This is a genomic window from Pseudomonas sp. FP1762 (genome assembly GCF_030687105.1).
Lineage (GTDB): Bacteria > Pseudomonadota > Gammaproteobacteria > Pseudomonadales > Pseudomonadaceae > Aquipseudomonas > Aquipseudomonas siliginis.
In genome coordinates this window covers 4,789,792-4,809,297 of sequence record NZ_CP117458.1, presented here as the reverse complement: position 1 = coordinate 4,809,297, position 19,506 = coordinate 4,789,792, and the positions used below count along the sequence as shown (strand labels likewise).

15 protein-coding genes are annotated in these 19,506 nt (G+C 52.9%); 9 read left to right on the top strand and 6 right to left on the bottom strand.

The window, feature by feature from the left end:
• The first annotated feature begins 101 nt into the window (after positions 1-101).
• Positions 102-1,448, top strand: a complete 1,347-nt coding sequence (locus PSH90_RS21300; RefSeq protein WP_305381491.1) for a replication protein — start codon at positions 102-104, stop codon at positions 1,446-1,448.
• Between the two features lie 286 nt (positions 1,449-1,734).
• Here the strand turns inward: PSH90_RS21300 and PSH90_RS21295 are convergent, their stop codons facing one another.
• From PSH90_RS21295 to PSH90_RS21280, 4 genes are all read right to left on the bottom strand, one after another.
• Complete coding sequence (locus PSH90_RS21295) at positions 1,735-2,055, bottom strand: hypothetical protein (protein ID WP_305381490.1); 321 nt, start codon at positions 2,053-2,055, stop codon at positions 1,735-1,737.
• Between the two features lie 2 nt (positions 2,056-2,057).
• Positions 2,058-3,536 carry a P-type conjugative transfer protein TrbL gene (gene trbL, locus PSH90_RS21290; protein WP_305381489.1) on the bottom strand — a complete coding sequence of 493 codons (1,479 nt, stop codon included), beginning with the start codon at positions 3,534-3,536 and terminating at the stop codon, positions 2,058-2,060.
• A gap of 193 nt (positions 3,537-3,729) precedes the next feature.
• Complete coding sequence (gene trbJ / locus PSH90_RS21285) at positions 3,730-4,569, bottom strand: P-type conjugative transfer protein TrbJ (protein ID WP_305381488.1); 840 nt, start codon at positions 4,567-4,569, stop codon at positions 3,730-3,732.
• A 272-nt stretch (positions 4,570-4,841) separates the two neighbouring features.
• On the bottom strand, positions 4,842-5,204 hold the full coding sequence (locus tag PSH90_RS21280) for a TraK family protein (protein WP_258603518.1): 363 nt from the start codon (positions 5,202-5,204) through the stop codon (positions 4,842-4,844).
• Between the two features lie 303 nt (positions 5,205-5,507).
• On the opposite strand from PSH90_RS21280, the gene PSH90_RS21275 reads away from it, so the two are divergent.
• The 3 genes from PSH90_RS21275 to PSH90_RS21265 all read left to right on the top strand — a co-directional run bounded on the left by PSH90_RS21275 (position 5,508) and on the right by PSH90_RS21265 (position 7,551).
• Entirely contained in the window at positions 5,508-5,879 is a 372-nt protein-coding gene (locus tag PSH90_RS21275; protein ID WP_305381487.1) for a CopG family transcriptional regulator, read from the top strand.
• 86 nt (positions 5,880-5,965) lie between these two features.
• The gene (locus PSH90_RS21270) at positions 5,966-7,066 is read left to right on the top strand and encodes a hypothetical protein (RefSeq protein ID WP_305381486.1); all 1,101 of its coding nucleotides are present in this window, start codon (positions 5,966-5,968) and stop codon (positions 7,064-7,066) included.
• A 242-nt stretch (positions 7,067-7,308) separates the two neighbouring features.
• On the top strand, positions 7,309-7,551 hold the full coding sequence (locus PSH90_RS21265) for a hypothetical protein (protein WP_305381485.1): 243 nt from the start codon (positions 7,309-7,311) through the stop codon (positions 7,549-7,551).
• A gap of 81 nt (positions 7,552-7,632) precedes the next feature.
• Here the strand turns inward: PSH90_RS21265 and PSH90_RS21260 are convergent, their stop codons facing one another.
• The gene (locus tag PSH90_RS21260; protein ID WP_258603513.1) at positions 7,633-9,108 is read right to left on the bottom strand and encodes a hypothetical protein; all 1,476 of its coding nucleotides are present in this window, start codon (positions 9,106-9,108) and stop codon (positions 7,633-7,635) included.
• 603 nt (positions 9,109-9,711) lie between these two features.
• On the opposite strand from PSH90_RS21260, the gene PSH90_RS21255 reads away from it, so the two are divergent.
• The 5 genes from PSH90_RS21255 (at position 9,712) to PSH90_RS21235 (ending at position 16,016) form a co-directional block, all read left to right on the top strand.
• The gene (locus PSH90_RS21255; protein WP_258603512.1) at positions 9,712-11,790 is read left to right on the top strand and encodes an ATP-dependent endonuclease; all 2,079 of its coding nucleotides are present in this window, start codon (positions 9,712-9,714) and stop codon (positions 11,788-11,790) included.
• Positions 11,783-13,537 carry a UvrD-helicase domain-containing protein gene (locus tag PSH90_RS21250; protein WP_258603511.1) on the top strand — a complete coding sequence of 585 codons (1,755 nt, stop codon included), beginning with the start codon at positions 11,783-11,785 and terminating at the stop codon, positions 13,535-13,537. The genes PSH90_RS21255 and PSH90_RS21250 overlap by 8 nt, the downstream gene beginning before the upstream one ends.
• Before the next feature lie 345 nt (positions 13,538-13,882).
• Positions 13,883-14,059 (top strand): hypothetical protein, encoded by a 177-nt coding sequence (locus tag PSH90_RS21245; protein ID WP_305381484.1) that lies wholly within the window; start codon positions 13,883-13,885, stop codon positions 14,057-14,059.
• 113 nt (positions 14,060-14,172) lie between these two features.
• Positions 14,173-14,502 (top strand): hypothetical protein, encoded by a 330-nt coding sequence (locus PSH90_RS21240; protein WP_122576269.1) that lies wholly within the window; start codon positions 14,173-14,175, stop codon positions 14,500-14,502.
• Positions 14,502-16,016: a hypothetical protein gene (locus PSH90_RS21235; RefSeq protein WP_263273938.1), complete on the top strand. Its 1,515-nt coding sequence runs from the start codon at positions 14,502-14,504 to the stop codon at positions 16,014-16,016. The genes PSH90_RS21240 and PSH90_RS21235 overlap by 1 nt, the downstream gene beginning before the upstream one ends.
• A 322-nt stretch (positions 16,017-16,338) precedes the next feature.
• Here the strand turns inward: PSH90_RS21235 and PSH90_RS21230 are convergent, their stop codons facing one another.
• A complete protein-coding gene (locus tag PSH90_RS21230; protein ID WP_305381483.1) occupies positions 16,339-19,467 on the bottom strand; it encodes a membrane-targeted effector domain-containing toxin in 3,129 nt (1,042 codons plus the stop codon).
• Positions 19,468-19,506: the final 39 nt, after the last annotated feature.

The window sequence follows — 19,506 nt, the reverse complement described above, 5'->3', positions numbered from 1 at the left end:
GGTCGATATGGCGTCCTCACTCAGACACTGCAAACGGCTTGGTAGAGCTGAATAGCGCAAGTTTACAGCTTGCGCTTTTCAGTTCTCAGGACGAAGCGCAGATGTACCACGATAGGACGAGAGCCGGTTTTTTTTCGTTGCTCGTCGACTCCCGAGGTGAAAAGCGCCAGTCTTCTCATCGTTTGGCTGATATGCCAAAAGTGCTCAGTTTGTTGGACAAAAAACGTGACACGTGGATGTCCCAAGCAGAGTTCATCCGACCCAATCGGCGAGTCGTTAATCTTCTGCGGCTTGGTCTGCTGTTCACCGACCTCGATACCTACCGCATCCCTGCACTGGCTGGCCGCGACCCTGAAAAATTGGCCGCCTCAGTGTTGTATTTTTGTGCCAAAGAAGGCGTGCCCGCGCCGTCCATGCTGATCTACAGCGGCCGGGGGATACAGGCCAAGTGGCTGCTAGAGGGCACGATTCCGCGCCAAGCCCTGCCCCGCTGGAACGCCTGCCAGCGGTATCTAGTGGATCGCCTCGCGCATATCGGGGCCGACCCGATGGCCAAGGATGCAAGCCGGGTATTGCGCACCGTTGAGACGGTCAACAGCAAGAGCGGTGAAGTCTGCCGCGTGGTGCATGTCACGAACGGCATTGATGGCCAGCCGATCCGGTACAACTTCGAGTACATGTCCGAGGCATTGCTACCCACTGCCCGGTGGACTATCGAGCAGCAGCGGCAGGAACAGGGCCAGCGGCGCGCCACGAAAAAGCCTTTCCTCTTGGTGCCCGGCGGCAAGGCCGACAATCTGCGCGGTTTCTCGGGCCGCCAACTCGCTTGGGATCGCCTCGAAGACCTGCGCAAGCTCGCCGAGCTGCGCGGCGGCGTCGTGGAAGGCCAGCGGATGCAACACCTGTTCTGGCGGTTGAACTTCCTGTTGCTTTCCGGTGCAACCAACAGCAAGCAGATGTACCACGAAGCGGCCGCACTGGCCCGCGAGCTTGATCCGCAGTGGAACAGCCGCTCGAAAGAGCTTATGACCCTGTTCAGCAAGGCCAAAGCCTACGAGGCCGGGGAGAAAGTCAGCTTTGGCGGCAAGGACTACGCGCCGCTGTACACGCCGAAGAACGACACCCTTATCAACCTGTTCGGGATCACTGCCGACGAACAACACCAGCTCAAGACCATTGTCAGTCGGGTCGAGGCTGCAGAGCGGGATAGGAGGCGCCACGAGCTTCGTAGGCGAGCTGCCGGTTCAGTAGACCGACAAACCTACCTTGATACCGCTAAAGCCAAGCAAACACAGGCACAGGCTCTAAGGCGCGAGGGGTTGAGCGTACGGGCTATCGCTAAGCTAATGGGTGTATCAGTTATGGCAGTGTCCAGGTACATAAAAACGTCGGAGATTCAGTGTACCAAGTCCGTCCGTATTACTAATGGCGAAGCCCCCGCGCTTTGACGGCGGCCCGTCCAGTCTGATGGTCCAAGTGTTCAAAGTCCGTGCGTATTACTAATGGCAGAGCCTTCCGCGCGTTGGATCAAGGCTGTCTGGGGTCGTCGTTGTGATGGAGTGCCAGTAGGGTGCTGGTCCGAAGTAATAAGGCGGCTCGGATTTTGAACTTAGGGGGAGATTACGGTTACGTGCGGGTGGTCTGAAAGGGTGAGCTGAGACAAGTCCGTGCGTACTACTTGGATATGGTGGCCCCGTGAAACAAACCCCCGCACTCTGGCGGGGGATTGTAGGGTCAGCGGTTGACGGAGGAGTCGAGCCTTTGGGCTTCCTGCGCCGCTCGGATCGCCGTCAGAATTTGCTGGGCTTGAGCAGCATTGCTCTTGCTACCAAGTAGAGGGATGCGATTCAGATGTTGCACTCCAGAAAACATGTGAAAGGAAGCCGAAAGGGCCAGCGGGCTAACTCGAAGCTGCAACGCGGTGCATTGTCGATCCAGTCTATCGAGCAATGGCCCGTAGCCTTTGCTTCGCAGCCAACGGCCGAACGCCCACATGCCAATGGCTAAGGTGGAGGCGAGCACTACGAATCCAGCGAACATTAGAATGCTATTCATGATTATTTCTCCGGGTGGTCGTTGCTTGAGGTTATGCTCGAAATGTCGAGGCGGCCGGAATTCGAGCAGGTGTTCGTGTCTGGTCGAATGACGTTGGATTCCATGCCTGCGGCTTCCCCAGTTGGCTCTGCGGACGTGGGCGAACTGGAGTCAATGGGAGCTGGCTGTAGAAGATCAGCGCCAAGCGACGTTGAGTGGGCATTCTCCATGCCCGGCACTGTCAGCGAGGCAATTACGCCAAGCGCTTTTGCACCACCATTGGCCGCTTGGGACAGTGCGCTGCCGGAACTAACAGCTCCCCCTTTCGATGTTGCTTTCTGATCATTGTCACCGCCGCTCTGTGCGGCCTTCCCGGCCTGCTTAGCGGTCTGCTGGACGATGTCGCTGGACGTAGCCGATGGGGTAGCTGCACCACCGCCAATCTTCGCACCTGCGGAGCTCGCCGCCTTGGCCGCTGCGCCGCCGCCAGTGCTAGACCCTACGCCGGGGGATGTAGCTCCACCTACTGGCGAGGCAGCACCAGCGGAGCTTGCACCGGTAAAACTGGAGTTGATCGCCCCTGCCAGACCGCCGCCGTTGATGCCTCCGGCACCCGCTGCACCGGCGGCCGCCATACCACCGATGGCTGACCCGCCACCCATCGACGTGCCGCTAATCATGCCGCCGATCAGGTCGGGAATAGTCTTTGTCAGATAGCAGCACACCAAGGCCAGACCGACCATCGTCATCAACGACGCTTCGTCATTGGTGTAGGCGGCCAACCACTGCTTGGCCGACTGGACGATCAAGCCGACGATTAGCGTTAAGACGAACAGCTTGGCTCCTATTGCGACGGTGAAGCGCATTGGGGCGATCGCAAAATCACGCGTCCATTGTGAGCCGCCAAAGCCAAAGAACAGCACCGAAGCATTGATGATGACGTAAGACTCTACGAGCGTTACGAACATGAATGCAGCGATGAAGGCGAAACACGCCAATACAAGGATTGCGCATACTGCGATCAGAAGTCCTTTGGCCGGAGAAAACACTGATATGCCCTTTACCATAGTGCGGCCAAAATCCAGTGCAACTGCCAGCATATCGCCGGGTTCTAATGCGCGCCCGAGGCCGCTCGCAGATGCCGCCGCTTCGCGGAAACTATCGACTATGGTAGATGACCATTCCACCGAGTACTTCATTACAGCGAGGAAGAAACCGACTACCAGGACGAAGCGCAGCAGCTCGCCGACAATCTCGCCGAAGTCGGCTTGCTTCATGACCAAAGGTATGAACGTCCAGACGAACTGAATCGAGGCTAATAGCCAGAATAATCTGATCGCATAGTCATACAGCTTTCCTGACCACTGATGCGACTGCTGCAAAACGAGGTCGAGTAGGCCCTGCACCGATGTGTCGGCATGGGAAAGGTCGGTCGCGGCCATAGCATCTCCGCTCACAAATGCACTCGCCAAGGCGAGGAACAACAGTAGGCGAGTATCCATAGCTAGTACCCCTTAACGCCGCCGCGAGTATTCGGGCGTGCTTCAAACGAAGTATCAGCGTCACTCTGTCGCCGTTGGTGCTCAGTCACCGAGGTACATTCGCTGTTGCTTTGAACTGCCAGGGTGACCATAAAAGCGGTTAGTACTGAGCCGGAGCAGATCAACGTGATGAGCCATTTCGAAATAGTCATTCTCAGTACCCCTTCACGCCACCGCGTGTGTTTTCACGTGCTTCAAACTGCTGTTCCGTTGCCTCGCCCGCAGCCTTTCGATCAACCTGCTGAGCCATGTAGTTGCCCTGCAAGTTGATTTGTGTGGCCAGTAGGTCGCGCAGCTTCTGCAACTGCTGGACATTTTGTGAGGCGATTTCGTTGCCTGCCTGAACGGCCTGCATTCGGCCCACGGCTGACTGTGAACGTGAAACCATGCGTGCAAGCTGAGCGTCTTCAGACTCGAAGGCGGCAGTATTCAAATCCGCTGCTTTCATTGCCGTTTTCACGTTGTCACGACCCTGCACGGACCACTTTTCATAGCGATCACGGTTCGGAACCTCTGCCGAGTTTGCAGCTTGATTCAGGTAAGACTCGAAGCCTGGGAAGGCCGTGTTGAATTTCGAATCCATGTCCTGGATTTGTCGCCCTATGGCTTGCGAGCGGTTGTAGATGTTGGCCACATTTTTCAGATCGGCCGCGATGCTGCCAAACATCGAATTCGGCAAGCTCGTTCCTTGCGAAACCATGTTTTGATACTGATGAATCTGCGTTTGCAGTTGCTCGGCGGTATTCAGTGCCGTGTGGACCTGCTCGACGTATTCGAACATCTGCTGATAGAACGTCGAGCAATTCGAGCAATAGATCGCGTAAGCCGGGGTAGGAGCGATGTATACGGCCATCCCTACAAAAGCGGCTCCGACTATCTTCACACTGTAGGAAGCTTGGCGAAGGATTTTCCGGAGCGTAGAGGAAGTTGTTTTGCGCGAGATATTTTCTGACAGCGTATTGTCTTTGATGGGCCTTGGGATTTTAAGATGCATAGGTCGACCTCGATCAGTCACTATTATTCGTGCTTGATCGTGCCCCTATATACCGGTTGTATCGATGGAATGATTGGCTAATTAGGTTGACATGGAGGATATCGACTGGCGGCGAATGCCGATCAGGTTTCCCAAAAAAACTCTCAAAGAGCCGACGGAATTTGATTTTCAGTCAGTCAGCGTCGCATGTAGGGGGCAAATCTTTGCGCCCTAATGGCCGTATACGGCCTGAAAGACGGGAAGTAGCTGAAAGGCTCAAATATCCACCAACGTTAGATCAGATCGTCACGATTGTTGCCGCTACTAGGATCATGCTTGAACCCAGGTTGACGTTTCGACATGGTGCTTGGCTCCGTTGAGACGCCAGATTGCTTTTGTTCTACCAGTGGCGTCGTTGGAGATGGCATCTCGTCTGTAATCCTTGGTCGCTGGTCTCCGCGCTTGGTCGGCTTGCGGATGTATTTTCCGACATATCGGGCGAACTGGCTGTAGCTCAGACCAGTGTTCTTTCCACCGTGGTTCTCGTACACGACCGTCACCGGCCACCCGGCCTGGATCAGGCTACGAAATTCCTCAAGATGCGCTAAAAATGCTACCCGGCCTGCGCCTGTAGGCCCTTCTTTTGGTGTTTTCATCATCGCAGGCTCCGCCTAAGCATGGTTGCGCAAGTATGCGCATAAAATTGCATATCTGCGATGCGTAATCTAGCGTATACATGCGCAAGTATGCGTATGACCGCTTTTTCTGAGCTGTTTGAATAGATACGCATATGTTTGCGTCTAGCTGGACGGCAAGATGTGTGTTGTACGGGTACGGGCAAGCCCATACCCATCCACCACTTGCCCCTTATTCGCCTTCGGCTCAACGGATCTTGCTCTGCGAGGCGCACAGCCGCTGCCGCGTCTAAGAGCTAAAACACAGAAAAATCAGGAGCGCCCATGACAGGCGGCACCGAAGAAAAGGCCCCAGCTCGTCGACGTGGCAAGCCAATCGAGGTTTGGGTTACCGATGAGGAGAAAGCGGCGATCACAGAGCGGGCTGAAGAGGCTGGCATGTCCCGGTCTGGCTACCTTCGTGCCCTTGGGTTGAACACACCGATCAGGTCGGTTGTTGACCTGACCGCCGTGGCCGACTTGGCCAAGGTGAATGGCGACCTTGGGCGGGTCGCTGGACTGCTGAAACTTTGGCTTGCGGAGAAGTACGGTCGAGGTGCAGAACCTGTAGACATTGAGAGCTTGATGGTGAGTTTTCGAGTTCTTCAAGCACAGGTTCGGGATTTAATGAGCCGAATAGTATATGAGCGGAAATAATAGGCATTAGAGTCGTAGTGCTGCCTAACAGCTAAATTCGCCCCGAACGAAAAAATCAAAAAGTTATTTATTTTAGAGAAAAGGTAATGAATCTAGAGGAAATTATTAAACAAAGCAAACTGCTTAAGCCTAAAAGCCAAAAAAAGATGGGCGAAAATTTGCTTCATTTGATCGATCAAATAGAAAGCTCCGTAATATTAGAGGGGCCTTACCGCTTGGTTTTAGACTCTAATATAATTATGCGATTAGAATCTTATCGCCAAGGGGTTATCTCCGAAGGGCTACTTTCGATTCTATTGGCGTTTATGCTTATTAGACGATTCCCATACCGTTTCGATATGGTGGTAAGGCCAACGGTTTTCTATGAATATCTCAGGCAAAAAAAACTGACAAGCAGCCATGAGCACTGGCGTAAGTTCAAAGAATTAAAAGATCTAGTCGAGGAGGAGCTAGGTGCTAAGCTATTTTTTGATGGGATTGAGACATATCAAGGCACCGAGCATTATCTAAAGTTGATACAGAGTGACTCAGATAAAATCGCTAAAGCCCTAAGGTTGTATCAAGAAAAAAACTGGAGGTTCAATTTCATTCAGCAGGCAGGCCGTGGTTTTGCAGGCATGCTGTTATCTGATCCAAGGTTCATATTAGTCCCGCCGGCGTTCGCTGCTGAAGCCTTATACTCCCCCTTAGGCTTGGAGTATTTCGATGAGCTAAAAGCTAGTCGTTTCTTTATCGAATATATTGAAAAAAATCTCATTGAGTGTGAGCATAATGACAAGGGGGTTATTGAAAGATATAGCGATAATAAGGATTTTTTGTTCACGAAAATTCTGAGGCTTACCCCCAAAGGGAACTTGGTGGGGTTAGCAGATCTAGATATTTACACGACATGCAATGTTCAAAATCAATTTTCGGATCAGAGCCACTCTCGTTATGCACCAGCATCGGCAGGCCTCACAATCGATACAAATCTAGCTCTAGCATTGAGGGGGGCGACCTCCCACCACATCACGTCGGGAGAAATCAACTGCGGACCTGATAATGAAAACGACATTGATGCAAAAATGGACGCGTTCCAGGAGGAACATAAGCGCATGCGGGAAAGCGAAAAACGTCACCGTTTAGCGTGGGAAACAAGTAAGGCGTTTATGGAAGATATTTTGGCAAACGGCGCTTTTAAATCGTAGAGTTTTTAATTTCATATTGGTAAATAGGATTGCACTGTTAGTGCAAGTGTTATGAGTCTGTGTTTGTGCAGTGAGAAGTTCAATCATGCAGGCCTGTTCTTATATTAAGAATAGGAGCGTTGAAGTTGTTGCGTGCATCTTATATTGATGCTTGCTTGGAGAGTTGAAGGTAGTGGGTTATTTTGACCTGGGAGGCACTTGGTTCTATAATTAAAGAACGAGGGCAGATTTAAATTGACAAAATGAAAGAAAAATCCATTAAAGATCAATGCCATGATGAATCTATGGCGCAGAAATTTAGCTCTGACCCGAATTACCTCGCTAGCCTTGTTGAGGCAGTGCTGCTTGATGGTGCTGAGGGTGAGGTTGAAATTTTGCGTCGCCAAGTCGAAATTGCACTGGGAGTATGTGATACAAAAGGGGGCGAAAGCGAATCCGCTAAGAAGAAGCTTATCCAAAGCAGCTTGCTCCTTTGGAGGAAGTAGCTCAGTTTTTTTGGGTGGGATACAGGCACTTAAGCAGGTTCGAATCGCAAAAGTGCCGTCATTTTTAAAAACGCTTGGGTGTCAGTCAATGTCAGCCTTTGACGCCGACTCTTTTGGCATAGCGTTGATAAGTACGATGTGTTTCGTGTCGGATAAACCATTTTTTGTCATAATTCGCTGTACTTTGTCTCGCTCGCTGAAATTAAAGTACAGAATAGCCATAATTGGCGGGTTGTTTGCTCTGGCAGCGTCGCTGTATATTTTAGCCTGGTTGCGCAAGTTTTTTTCCATATGCGAGTTTTTGGCTAATTTGAATTCAATTATTGATTTGTCTTGACTGCCATAAGATACTAGGAAGTCAGCTGGTCCCCGGCCATTGTTCACCTCTGCATCAGCGCTAAACTTAGAAGCAAACCACGTAAGTTTAAACATGATTTGCAAATCGCTTTCGCGTGAAATTGGGACGCCTTTGATGTAAAAAAGGCGGTAGCCGTCCTGTTTTTCAATGACATGCTTGAGGAACTGGACTCGTTGCATTCCCGCTTCGTAGCTATTGGGCTCAGCATCATAGAACTTAGTTTTGTCTAGTAACGCTACTAATCTCAGCAAGTTTTCTTCAAATAGTTTCTGGGCCAAAGAGACTTTTTCGAAACTGGACGAACTTGCAGCATCCTTGTTGGCCTCCTGTAGACTCACGTAAACATCCATCAGCTGAGGGTATTGCAAAATAGTTTTTTCGAAAGCGATAGCCCTTTCATCTTTCGTAGGGTCTGCCGGCATAACCTTAGTCAAATATAAGTTTATTTGATCGCGCAGCTGGTCGTTGGGTACGCTGCCAACTACTTGGCTGAAGTCTTCGATAAATCCTTTGTGAGATATCCACGCCTCGTCTTTAGTCAAAATATCCACTGGAGTTAGCAATACATGTTCACCCCCGAATTTTGGTAGCACATACTGTTTGGACTTCCACGATTCAGTCGCGTAATTGAACTCCGCTTTTTTTATGGTGAATTTTTGAAGCTTGGTCGGATCAATGTATTCCTTTGCGAATTTTTCTGTGTATTCAGCCAAGAATCCATGAATTAAATTGCAGGTAAAGTCGCTAATTTGGTCTTTTCCAACTCCGTGTTTGACTAGTGTGAGCTTGCCTATATGAGTTGCCCCGTTTGTTTCATTGCCAAAATCAGAGAACACACCTTTGAAATTAACTTGCAGAGATTTAGCGAAAGATGGGCCGAGTCCGCGCCCGCTGTTTCCCGACTTGCTAAAACCAAACCAATTTTGCTTGACTTCAGGGAATAGATACCAGCTCTTTATTAGGCCGGAAGGTAACGCTAAAGAAGATTTACTTTTTAAGAAAAGCATATATTGAATTATTTTTTTATGCAGTTCCTGATATATTGGGTTGTCACTATTAAAGAGCAAAAAAGGATCCACAAACAAGGGTAGATCATTGATCAGGGAAATATTGAATGCTCCATAAGATTCAATCTTTTCCCGGTTTACATCGAAAAAATCTGAAAAATAAATTCGAATTTTCCGTTTGGTCGCATCCATACTTTAACCCTTAAATGATCTGCCAATAGGTTTGAGCGCTTCAGCAACGCCTGGTCAGTAGGCGGATGATGGTGTACTCAATTCCTTGCGAGGTCCTAATCTTAAGATCTCATAATGCCATCATAGAGAGCTTATCTCGATAGCTTCAGAGTTTTTTTCGCTTAATCAGCTAGGCGAGCCAAGCGTTCGAGCCTGCGCATTGGGGCCTTTGTGTTATCGGTTTTCCCGCCGCCATGCTTTGCGGCTTGTGTAATCACGCACGGGGCGAGTCAGAAAGTGGATGTTCCAATCCACTGCTTGACGCGGGCAAAGCCGTTCTATTGGATGTTGCCGGACTTCTCCTCCACGCAGGTCAAGCTGTACCGCGTCAGGTGAATCGGAGCCAGCTAAGTTCCAGGCAGGAGTTTGCGCCGGGGTTAGTGGCCGACTACTGCCTTTGGTATCCGGCAGCTAACGGCCAATTCCTGCCATTTGTGAAGGGCCGCTCACCATCCAAACCTGCCGGTCGCATACAGCGGGTGCTTTTAGGGGAATTGTCCCTGTATTGACTACTTCAATTCAGCATCTACAGTGATGGCCATACGATTTCACGGTAGGAACATCATGCGGATCGAGCGCGTTAAGATTCAAAATTTCAGACTGCTTCAGAACGTCAGTCTTGGCCTAGAAGACGGCACAACACTGATCGTCGGGCGCAACAATTGCGGAAAAACCTCCATAGCTGAGGTGTTCCGCCGGCTCCTTTCAGACCGGACTCCCTCTTTCAGGCTTGAAGATTTCTCCCTGGGGAGTCACGAAGGGTTTTGGACGGCATTCAATGCGTTTCACGGCGAAATAGCCCGCTCCGACGTTGCTGCCATGCTTCCCGTTGTCAGGGTCACATTGGACATATCCTATGACGTGGATGCCCCAGACCTGGGGCAGCTCAGCGAATGCATAGTAGACCTAGATCCAGATTGCTCTTGCGCACGCATCGTCTTGACGTATGGACCGCGGGCGACAGGCCTTGAGACGCTTTTCGCAGAAACGAATGCCCCCGACACTGTGCAGGAGGATCAACGTCCTAGCTTCTTCAGCCTGATAAAGAAGCGTTTGGCGGGGGCCTACGAGCCCCGTTTGGAAGCGGTTGACCCCAATGATCCTACGAACCGCAAGGACCTCGACCTAAAATCACTCACCACGTTGATCCGCGGCGGATTCATCAATGCGCAACGGGGCCTGGATGACGATACACACCGAGAGCGCGATGTCCTTGGGAAGGTGGTGGAGGTGCTGTTCCAATCGGCATTGACTGACCCCACAGATCCCGAGAAACGAACTACGGCGGAGCAGCTCCATGGAGCGGTGGAGAAAATTCAAAAGGAGCTGCATGACGGTTTCAACGCTGGACTGACTTCGCTGCTCCCTACGTTCGAGCTTTTCGGCTACCCAGGGCTAGAAGACCCAGGCCTCACCACTGTGACGACCTTCGATGTCGAGCGCCTGCTTAAAGACCACACGCAGGTCAGATACAGGGGGGTAAACGGCCTGACACTCCCGGAAAGCTACAACGGACTCGGCGTCCGTAACCTGGTGTACATCCTTCTGCAATTACTGAAATTCTTCAGAGAGTTTCAAGCTACGCCGGCAGCCGCAAGCGTACACCTCATCTTCATCGAAGAGCCTGAAGCCCACTTGCATCCGCAAATGCAGGAGGTCTTCATCCGACAATTGCACATGATCAAGGGCGCGTTCGAGCAGCAGCTGAATGGCAGCCGTCCGTGGCCAGTGCAGTTTGTAATTTCCACCCACTCTCCACACATGGCCAACGAAGCGCGCTTCGAAACCATGCGTTACTTTCTCTCTGTAAGCGGTGAAAACGGGATTCGGCAGTCCAAGATCAAAGACCTGAGGCAGGGCATGGGCCAGGCTCCTGCACCGGACAGAGATTTTCTCTATCAGTACCTGACGCTCACTCGATGCGACCTGTTCTTTGCAGATAAAGCCATCTTGATCGAGGGGACTTCAGAGCGATTGCTGCTACCAACCATGATCGCCAAAACTGACGCGGCTGCGGTGGGTGAACCTCAGTTGGCTAGTCAGTACTTGACGATTATGGAGGTTGGCGGCGCGTATGCACACCGGTTTCATGATCTACTCACCTTCTTGGAACTGCGCACGCTGATCGTTACCGACATCGACTCCGTCAAACCGAATGCAGAAAGAAAGCGGAAAGCTTGTCTCGTTTCAGAGGGTCTGTTTACGAGCAATGCGTGCCTCAAAGACTGGTTTGAGGCCGAAGTCACTCCTGCCCAACTGCTGGCGAAAACGCCAGCAGAGAAGACCATAGGGTTGAGGCGCATCGCTTACCAAATTCCGGAGGGGAACGAACCCGGGCCTTCAGGCAGAAGCTTTGAGGACGCGTTCATCCTGGCGAACCTTGATCGATTTCAGCTTGGGCAGGGCGATGTCGCATCCCAAGCTTACGAGCATGCGGCGGACCAGAAAAAATCAGCTTTTGCGTTGAAGTACGCGATCGATGATACGAACTGGAACGTGCCTAGATATATTGCTGAAGGATTGCGTTGGCTAGCAGTTGGGGCGCCGGTCGTTGATGCCCAAATGGCTGCTCGGGCCATGGCCGCAGTTGTAGAGGTTGTTGGTGAGGCAGTGGCTGCTGAAGGAGAGCAAGGCGATGCCTGACAATCACGAAAGTCCCGCGGACAGAGCAGGGCGAGAAGCGCTGGAACGCATGTTCGCTTGTTTGGATGAAGGTCTAAGCTTTCGCCTGGAAGCAGGTGCTGGGGCTGGTAAGACCTATTCGCTAGAGAAGGCGCTCAGTCGATTGATTGAACACCGAGGTCCTGCGTTGATCCGGGAGCGTCAGCAAGTCGCTTGTATCACTTACACCAATGTGGCGAAAGACGAGATCATCTCTCGCTTCCAAGCGCATCCTGCAATCCGAGCCGAGACCGTCCATGGCTTTTGCTGGTCGTTGCTCAGAGATTTTCAAACATCACTGAGAGGATTTCTTGGCGCTGAAGCTTTTTGGCGAGAGCGTTTTGAGCCGGTGGGTGGCGTAGGTAACAGGCGCATCCATTACGAAATGGGTATTCCACGCGTATCGGAGGACGAGGTCTCGATTCGGCACGAAGATGTCCTGACATTGATGGTTCAGGCGCTTCCGTCTCCGAAGTTCAGGGCCGTATTGACTTCCCGATACCCGATCCTGTTTGTCGACGAATATCAGGACACGGATGAACATTTTGTCGGTGCACTGAAGTCGTGGTTTCTAGATCGCGGTGAGGGACCGATGGTTGGCCTATTTGGTGACCATTGGCAAAAAATCTACGACGGGGGCTGCGGCCTAGTCGTGCATGACGCCCTTCAGCCGATCGAAAAAAATGCGAATTTCCGCTCAGCATCGCGGATTGTCGATGTGCTGAATGAGATGCGGCCAGGCCTGCACCAGGAAGTGAGCGATCCTGACTTGATCGGTGAAGCCCGAGTGTTCCACACCAACCTCTGGCCTGGAGAGCGACGGACAGGAAGCGGGGGAGGACACTGGACTGGCGACACCAGTCCTGAGGCTGCTAGTGCCTACTTCGAATACTTGAAAGCTCAGCTCAGCGTGGAAGGATGGGATTTCTCTCCGAAAACGACCAAAATCCTCATCCTGAATCACAAAGGCATTGCTCGTGAGCAGGGGTACTCCTCGATCCGTGAAATTTATGGGCAGTACAATGATCCGTGGCTGAAGAAGGAAGATCCTCACATCAAGTATTTGGCAGATCAGCTTGAGCCAGCGTGTGTCGCATACCAACAGCGCCGATACGGTGCGATGTTCGGGCACCTGGCAAGCGATCGGCCAACGATTCGAAGGCACAGCGATAAAGTCGCTTGGGCTGAGGCAATGGATGCACTCCTCGAACTGAGGTTGACCGGTACCATCGGCGAGGTGATTGACTACATCATAGCCGTGCCGCAGATGCAGCTCCCCAATGCTGTGCTACGGAATGAGCAAGGGTTACAGGCCGCCGGTGTTGAACCAGGTGAGGACGAGCCACGCAGGATTACCCAGCTTCGAAAGCTCAGGGCAGTATCTTACACAGAGCTGATCGCGCTAGACCAATTCATTGATGGGCATACGCCGTTTGCCACAAAACACGGGGTCAAGGGAGCCGAATTCGAAAACGTGATCGTTGTGTTGGGGCGCGGCTGGAACCAATATAATTTCGCTGAAATGCTCGAGTGGTTTCAGCCGGGGCCACCGGCGAACAGGCGTGAAAAATTCGAAAGCAATCGGAATCTCTTCTACGTTGCGTGCTCTCGACCAAAGGTCCGTTTGGCTCTGCTTTTCACTCAACTGCTGAGCCAGGCAGCGCTTGCTCAGATCACCGCGTGGTTCGGCGCTGAGCATGTATTCGAGTTGCCTGCTAACCCTGGTTGAGAATTCTCGTGCAGCGCTAATTGTGTAGGTTAGTCGGCGCATGTCACATCCGACTAGCTGACTAGACAGGTGGATAAACCGCGATGGTTACTATCCGCCTGGAGAGGCCTGCACTCTGATGCCTCATTCCCGACCAACCTCACAAGCGTAATTCCAAGCACCGAAGCTGCCGACACGCGCAGTAAGCTTATTAGCTCGCTGCCGCCATGAAGCCTTCGGCTATCAACACTATGGCTCCCGTAGTGCCATCGATCCGCCTGCGGCGATTGCTGCTCAACCCGCCTTCGCCGACTTGGCCAAGCGCGATTGAAATTGACGCGTAAACGATGGTGTAAAGGACGATGAATGCTGCGGATACCCTATCGACTGGAGAGAACAACTGGCGTTCGCAAGCTTGTAGGGTACGTTCAGGCCGCTACTAATATCATGGAAATCGCAGTGCGCCGGGGCGGCGACTGGGACCAGGACGGCAAGTCGAAAGATGAGCGATTCCTCGATCTGGTCCACTTTGAGCTTTGCTGACGTAACCTGACTTGCTATTCCTCGGATTTGCCCGGATTTTATGAGGTAGTCGTTGCCAGGTGGCACTTTGATGTCTAGATTCCTCTAGCTGGAATTCGAATTGAGGGAGCATCATGTCAAAGGTCGTTCAAGTCATCGGAGGCGTCGTAATCGCGGGACTCTCGATGGCAGCAGGATGGGTCGCCAAGAGCTGGGCTGACAGGCCTGTAAAACAGAAAATGAAGGATGATGTCGAGAAGGCCAATGCCGACTTCATGGCTCTGCTAAAGACCTTCGAGATGACGACGGAAAAAATGGAGTTCATCGTGGCCAGAGCCTCAGATGAAAGCATAACCAACGCTGAAGAGCTTCGCGAATTCCTCAAGGCATACGGCCTGAACGACATACAGGCAAACAGAGTGGTGCAGCTACGCTTTCCCGGCGAACAGCAAAGGGCAGCCTGATGGACGCCGAGATCAAAAAGCGTCTGGCAACATTGGGTGGTGATGACCTGATCAACACCTACGAAAGCGTGAAGTCATCGCAGCAGGTTATGCGACTGCCATCCTCCGAAACTGACAGCCTGAGCATCGGGTATGCCGTTATCATTGGCACTTTTGCTGCCATCGTTGATGTCATCATGGACAGCATGTTCCGCGAGGAAATGGAGAAGAAACACCGCGAGCGAACGCCTGAGGAGCAGGCTGTTCTTGAGGCTGAAGCCAAAAAAGCCATGGAGGAGGCCGGTGTAGAACCTGGAGGAGAGGACGGCGATCCCGACTCAGCCATGGATTGGTACAGAACCCTCAATGAAGAGATGGAACTGAGACAAGGCCACAAGCTCAGGCCCAAAAACCACCGCATCCTTAATCATATGAATGAAGAGGCCGTCATTCAGATGCTGATGAAGGGCGAGGTTGGATTCGGCAAATTCAAAATCAAGCTCTATCCAGAAATGAGCTATGAAGCGGCCAAGAAAATCTACGACGCTCACATCAGGGCAGACCGGGGCACCAAGCAAAGCCTTCCCCTTGAAATAATGTCGTGGCTTTGGGAGCAGGGCGTAAAAGCAGGTAATCCCGAGAAATTCGGTGAGGCCAATCCGCTCTATAAACTGCTCAATGCATATATGCCAAACATTGATTGGGCCAAGCTGCTCAACAAGGTTTTCCACAAGGAAGGGGTGAAAAACCCAATTCCAGAGGGCTCATCGCTTGGCGAAGCTATGCTCAAGCTTTACGAGACCGGCACTCTGAATGAACGCGTTTTCTGGACAAGCGATTTCGGGGCGGCTTTCGGCGGCGCTAAACGACGGATTTTCATCACCGCGCTCCTTGAAGTTGGCGTTGAGATCTATGCCTTCGCCGAAGGCATATCCCTAGGATTCATCAACCTCAAAGACGGGATTGGCTCATTGGTCACAAAGGCCAAAGAGTGGAGAGCACAGCCGAAATACATGGACATGCGCATAGCAGCGCAGTGCGTATTTTGCGCTGGCAGCTCGTTCAAGGCTCTTGTCAAAGGCGACCCATGGAACCTCAACTACTTCGCCTTTGCCGCTGCTATGAGGCATCTCTGGGTTTACCCAAGGGTCCAAAGAGAGCATTACGACAGGCTCATCAACCTTTCTCAAACCTACAGATCCAGCAACTTAGCTGAATTTACTGCACGCACAGGAATCAGAATCAGACCCACGCTGACCGTTATTGAAGGAGGCAAACTTATGCCAAAATCACTTGATGATCGCCTGCACAACGCAGGGTGCCAGTCCACACGCGTTCGAGTTCTGGCGTCGAGATACCCCGATAAGCTTGAGCCCCTCATCAATATCTATGAAGAGCTTGCCCTCAGGGCTGAAGAGGATGAGGACTTCATGCCCAAGTTCGACGCACTCTGCGAAGCTTGGTACCTGGGCAAGGTCGAAGATGACTACGAGGCTATCAAAAAGCTTGAGAAAGACCTCAAGGCTGTTCGCTGAACGAAGCTGTAGACCAGCTTCGCTAAATGTCGCCAGGGGATTGATGGTTGTTAGCACCCTGTAAGCCAAATCTCCTCTGGCCCATTGAATCGCCCCTGGTCTCCTAGACATTTTCCAAGCGGGACAGGCTCACAAAGGTGATTTTGATCCTCTATGGTATTTCTCATGGTTTTAAAGTTTTTCGTGCCTTATCGACTTTGGATTTACTGGTCTATGCGGGGCTATTGATAATTGAGTGGGAATGATCCTGCTGCGGTTCGAATAACGAAAAACCCTTGGCGTGAAGCCAAGGGTTTTTTCGTTTCAGAGCCCTGATAACTGATCAGGCGGGTAAACGACTTTGCAGGGTCATGCCGAGCTCGATCAGGCGCTCGGCTACTGCGGCGATGTCGCGGAAGACCATGCCGGTGATGCGACGCATCGACTGGTCCCAGATATAAAACCGGCCATCTGCGGTGCAATGCACCCTTGTTTGCACGATGTTGCTGGCGCTGTTGCGCCGCACGAGTGTGTATGTGCTTGGTTCTGTTTTCCGTATCACGAACATGCCATTGCGAGGCAGAAGCTTTTCCAGCGTTGCATCATTCCATGGCGGCACGGGGGCCTTGACCTGCAATCGCAGGTCAGCGAACAGAGGGTCGAAGGCGCTGTTTGTCGTCGCCCCGTTGTAAAACGGGCCGCGAGCGACTTCCACTCCCGGGTCGATCCTGAGGTCGGCCACCTCGTCGGGCCAGACTTCTTCGATGCGCAAACCGATGCCGCCGCGGAGTTCGCTTATGCCTGCCAGATCTCTGAAGGTATTGGTATTCGTGGCATCGACCAGAGCCACCCACTTGCCGGGTCTGTTGAGCAGCTTGTCACGCTCCATGATCTGCGTTGCGAGGCGCGCCTTGATCATCTGCTCTTCGATCGACGTGAGCGGGACTTTCAGCGTGCAGGTTTCTGCTGCATCCAGTCCATGAACCCGGACGCCATTGGCTTGGGCAGCCCGGATCAATTCGAGCATGTTGAACCGGTTCTCAGGGTCAGTGCCCAGGCTGGACAAATAGGTACTGAGGTCTTCTGACATGTCCCCCGACAGGTAGAAATGGTTGAGGTCATCCTGGGCGAAATCACTCAGCAACCCACGCACGTAGAGGGTTTTGATATGCCGCGCGAACTTGGGCATGTTCTCGATCATGAAACGCGTGCTGGCGATGCGATCGAGGGTTTCACCGACGGCCAGTCCATCAGTATTGGCAAAGATGAGATCAATCAACTCATCAATCTTCATCTGCGGACTGACGGGCGGAATGACCGGGCGCTGGGGCAGGTTGATCCATTTCAACTCCCGATAGAATGCTTCGGCGTCGTTCAGCAGAGCCGTGCGTTGTTCGCCGAAATGGGCCACGTAGCGGTCCGTCGCCAGCAGATAGCGGCGTCCGGCGCTTGTGGTCTCGGCGGAGGCGTTGGGCAAGTTCATTGCCCATCTTCTCATTCCGGGTATTTCCGTCTCTGAGATACCCTTGAGCTTCGTAACCGGGCGTAGCGGACACGGAACGCCTGGAAGCGGTTCGACGCGTGGCAGGTCCACCGACGGTGTTGCCTCGGTTGAGCTCACATCAGTCTCCGGCAAACATGCCTTGCCCACGCATTGACCGCCTCCGCGCAGCCGCAGCGCTGGCATGCGCTCCCACTTGCCGGCGCTTCCCAGGCGGACCGGCAACGAATAAGCGAACTGATTGGGACGCTCGGGATTGATGATTGCCCAGTTGCCACCGTCGTGCGAGTCGGCGAAGTAGCGCACGTAATAGGCGGCGCCATCCATTTCGATGGCATGACCGGGTTCTTTGTCGAGGCGGTAGATGCCTTCGTATTTCCCCGGCGTCGCCTCTACAGCGTGTTGCGCAAGTAACTCGTTGCATCGATAGCTGGCCGGTACTTGCGCAAAAGTCGAACCTTGCCGCGGAGCAGGCGTAATCGATGGCTCAGTGACGTCGACGAATGTCGATTCGCCGGGGATTTCGTTTGCCAATTCGCTGGCAGTTTCGTTGGACGACCTGACGGGCGGGGGATCCAGAGGCGGCAATAACCGTGAGTCAGCCGAAGTAAGTTCGATCAGCCCGCGCATCTCTTCAGCCTCGGCATACTCGACCTGTGGCCCAACTTCCAACTGCGCGCCAGTGCCAATCAGGAACGGAATATTGAATACGGTTTCGATCGCGCTGAGCACCGCACCGATAACCCCGGCTCTACGCTCGGTCGCCGTAATGCCGTTGATCGCCTGATCGATGTTCAGCCCCGTGTTGACGACGCCCGCCCCAATCAACGGCAAAGCTGCAGGCCAGCCCACGGCCGCCATCGGGCCGAACACTTTCAGCCCGGCGCTCAGATAGCCGGTCCAGAGTTTCTTGCGCAGGTCACTGTTGGACGTGAGCACCAGATGCGCCTCGGCAACCATGCCCGTGCGGGTCGACTCGCTTAACCACGTGAAGGCGTCACCGCTGATCGCAACGTTGCTGCGGTTGATCATTCGATGATCGCTGTGGCCCCAGGTGCTCACCAAACGGTTCATCAGATCAGTGAGGTTCTCGGTGATGTGATTGCTGTCAGCCAGCGAGAAGTGCTTGAGAAACAAAGAGCGTTTCTGCTCTGAATTCATCTGCTCAAGCAGCCACCAGTGCAGATCCGCGGCAGTGTCCATCAGCCGAAAGGCCTGGGCCTGTCCCGGCAGGTAAAGGGTCTGCCGGCCACTGTCTTCGACCAGACGCAGCACGTTGGTGGCGACGTGACCGTCCAGATCCAGCGTGCGCACTTGCGCGCCGACCGGGTACGTCGATCGGAGCATTTGCAGGGTTACCGGCCAGCTTACGGGGCCGATCAGCGAGGTGACGATGCGTTGAAAATCATTGCCGTCAACGTCCCCCTGTTGCAGCGCCTGCACCGCCTGACTGAGGAAGTTGCACTTGGCCAGGGCGCGGAAATCGTCCGACGAGGTTTGCCAGAATTTGGTCAATTGACCGCTGTAACGCGTGCTGAAATCAACGGCCCAGAATGCCTTCAGCACATCGCTGCCAAGCAGTCGCACTTCGTTGCTCTGATTGAAATTCTCCGCGCCCGGGCCATCCGAGTAGAAGCCGCAGTAAAGGCCCAGCAAATCTGCGTTGTCTTGGTCGGTGGCGCGAAATCGATGGACGACCAGTTGCGTGAGGGTGAGCGTTTCATAAGGCTTTTCCAGCAAGTGCTCCCAACCGGTAAAGGTCAGCGTGCTGCTTTGCGCTGTTTTGAAACGATGGAAATAAACCTGGTCGGGATCAAGGCCAGATAGGCCCTTGGCGGTCAGCAGTTCGATCGCGACTAGCCGGGCCTCATCCAGCAGGCTTGGGCAGTTCTGCACAATGGTAGTGGCGATGGCTTTGAGGGCGGTTTTGTCCGCTGCGTTTGGCAGCAGACGACGTTCGGCAGTGGTCATTCGGGTGTTCATCCTTGAGACACAAAGGCAGAAGATGGC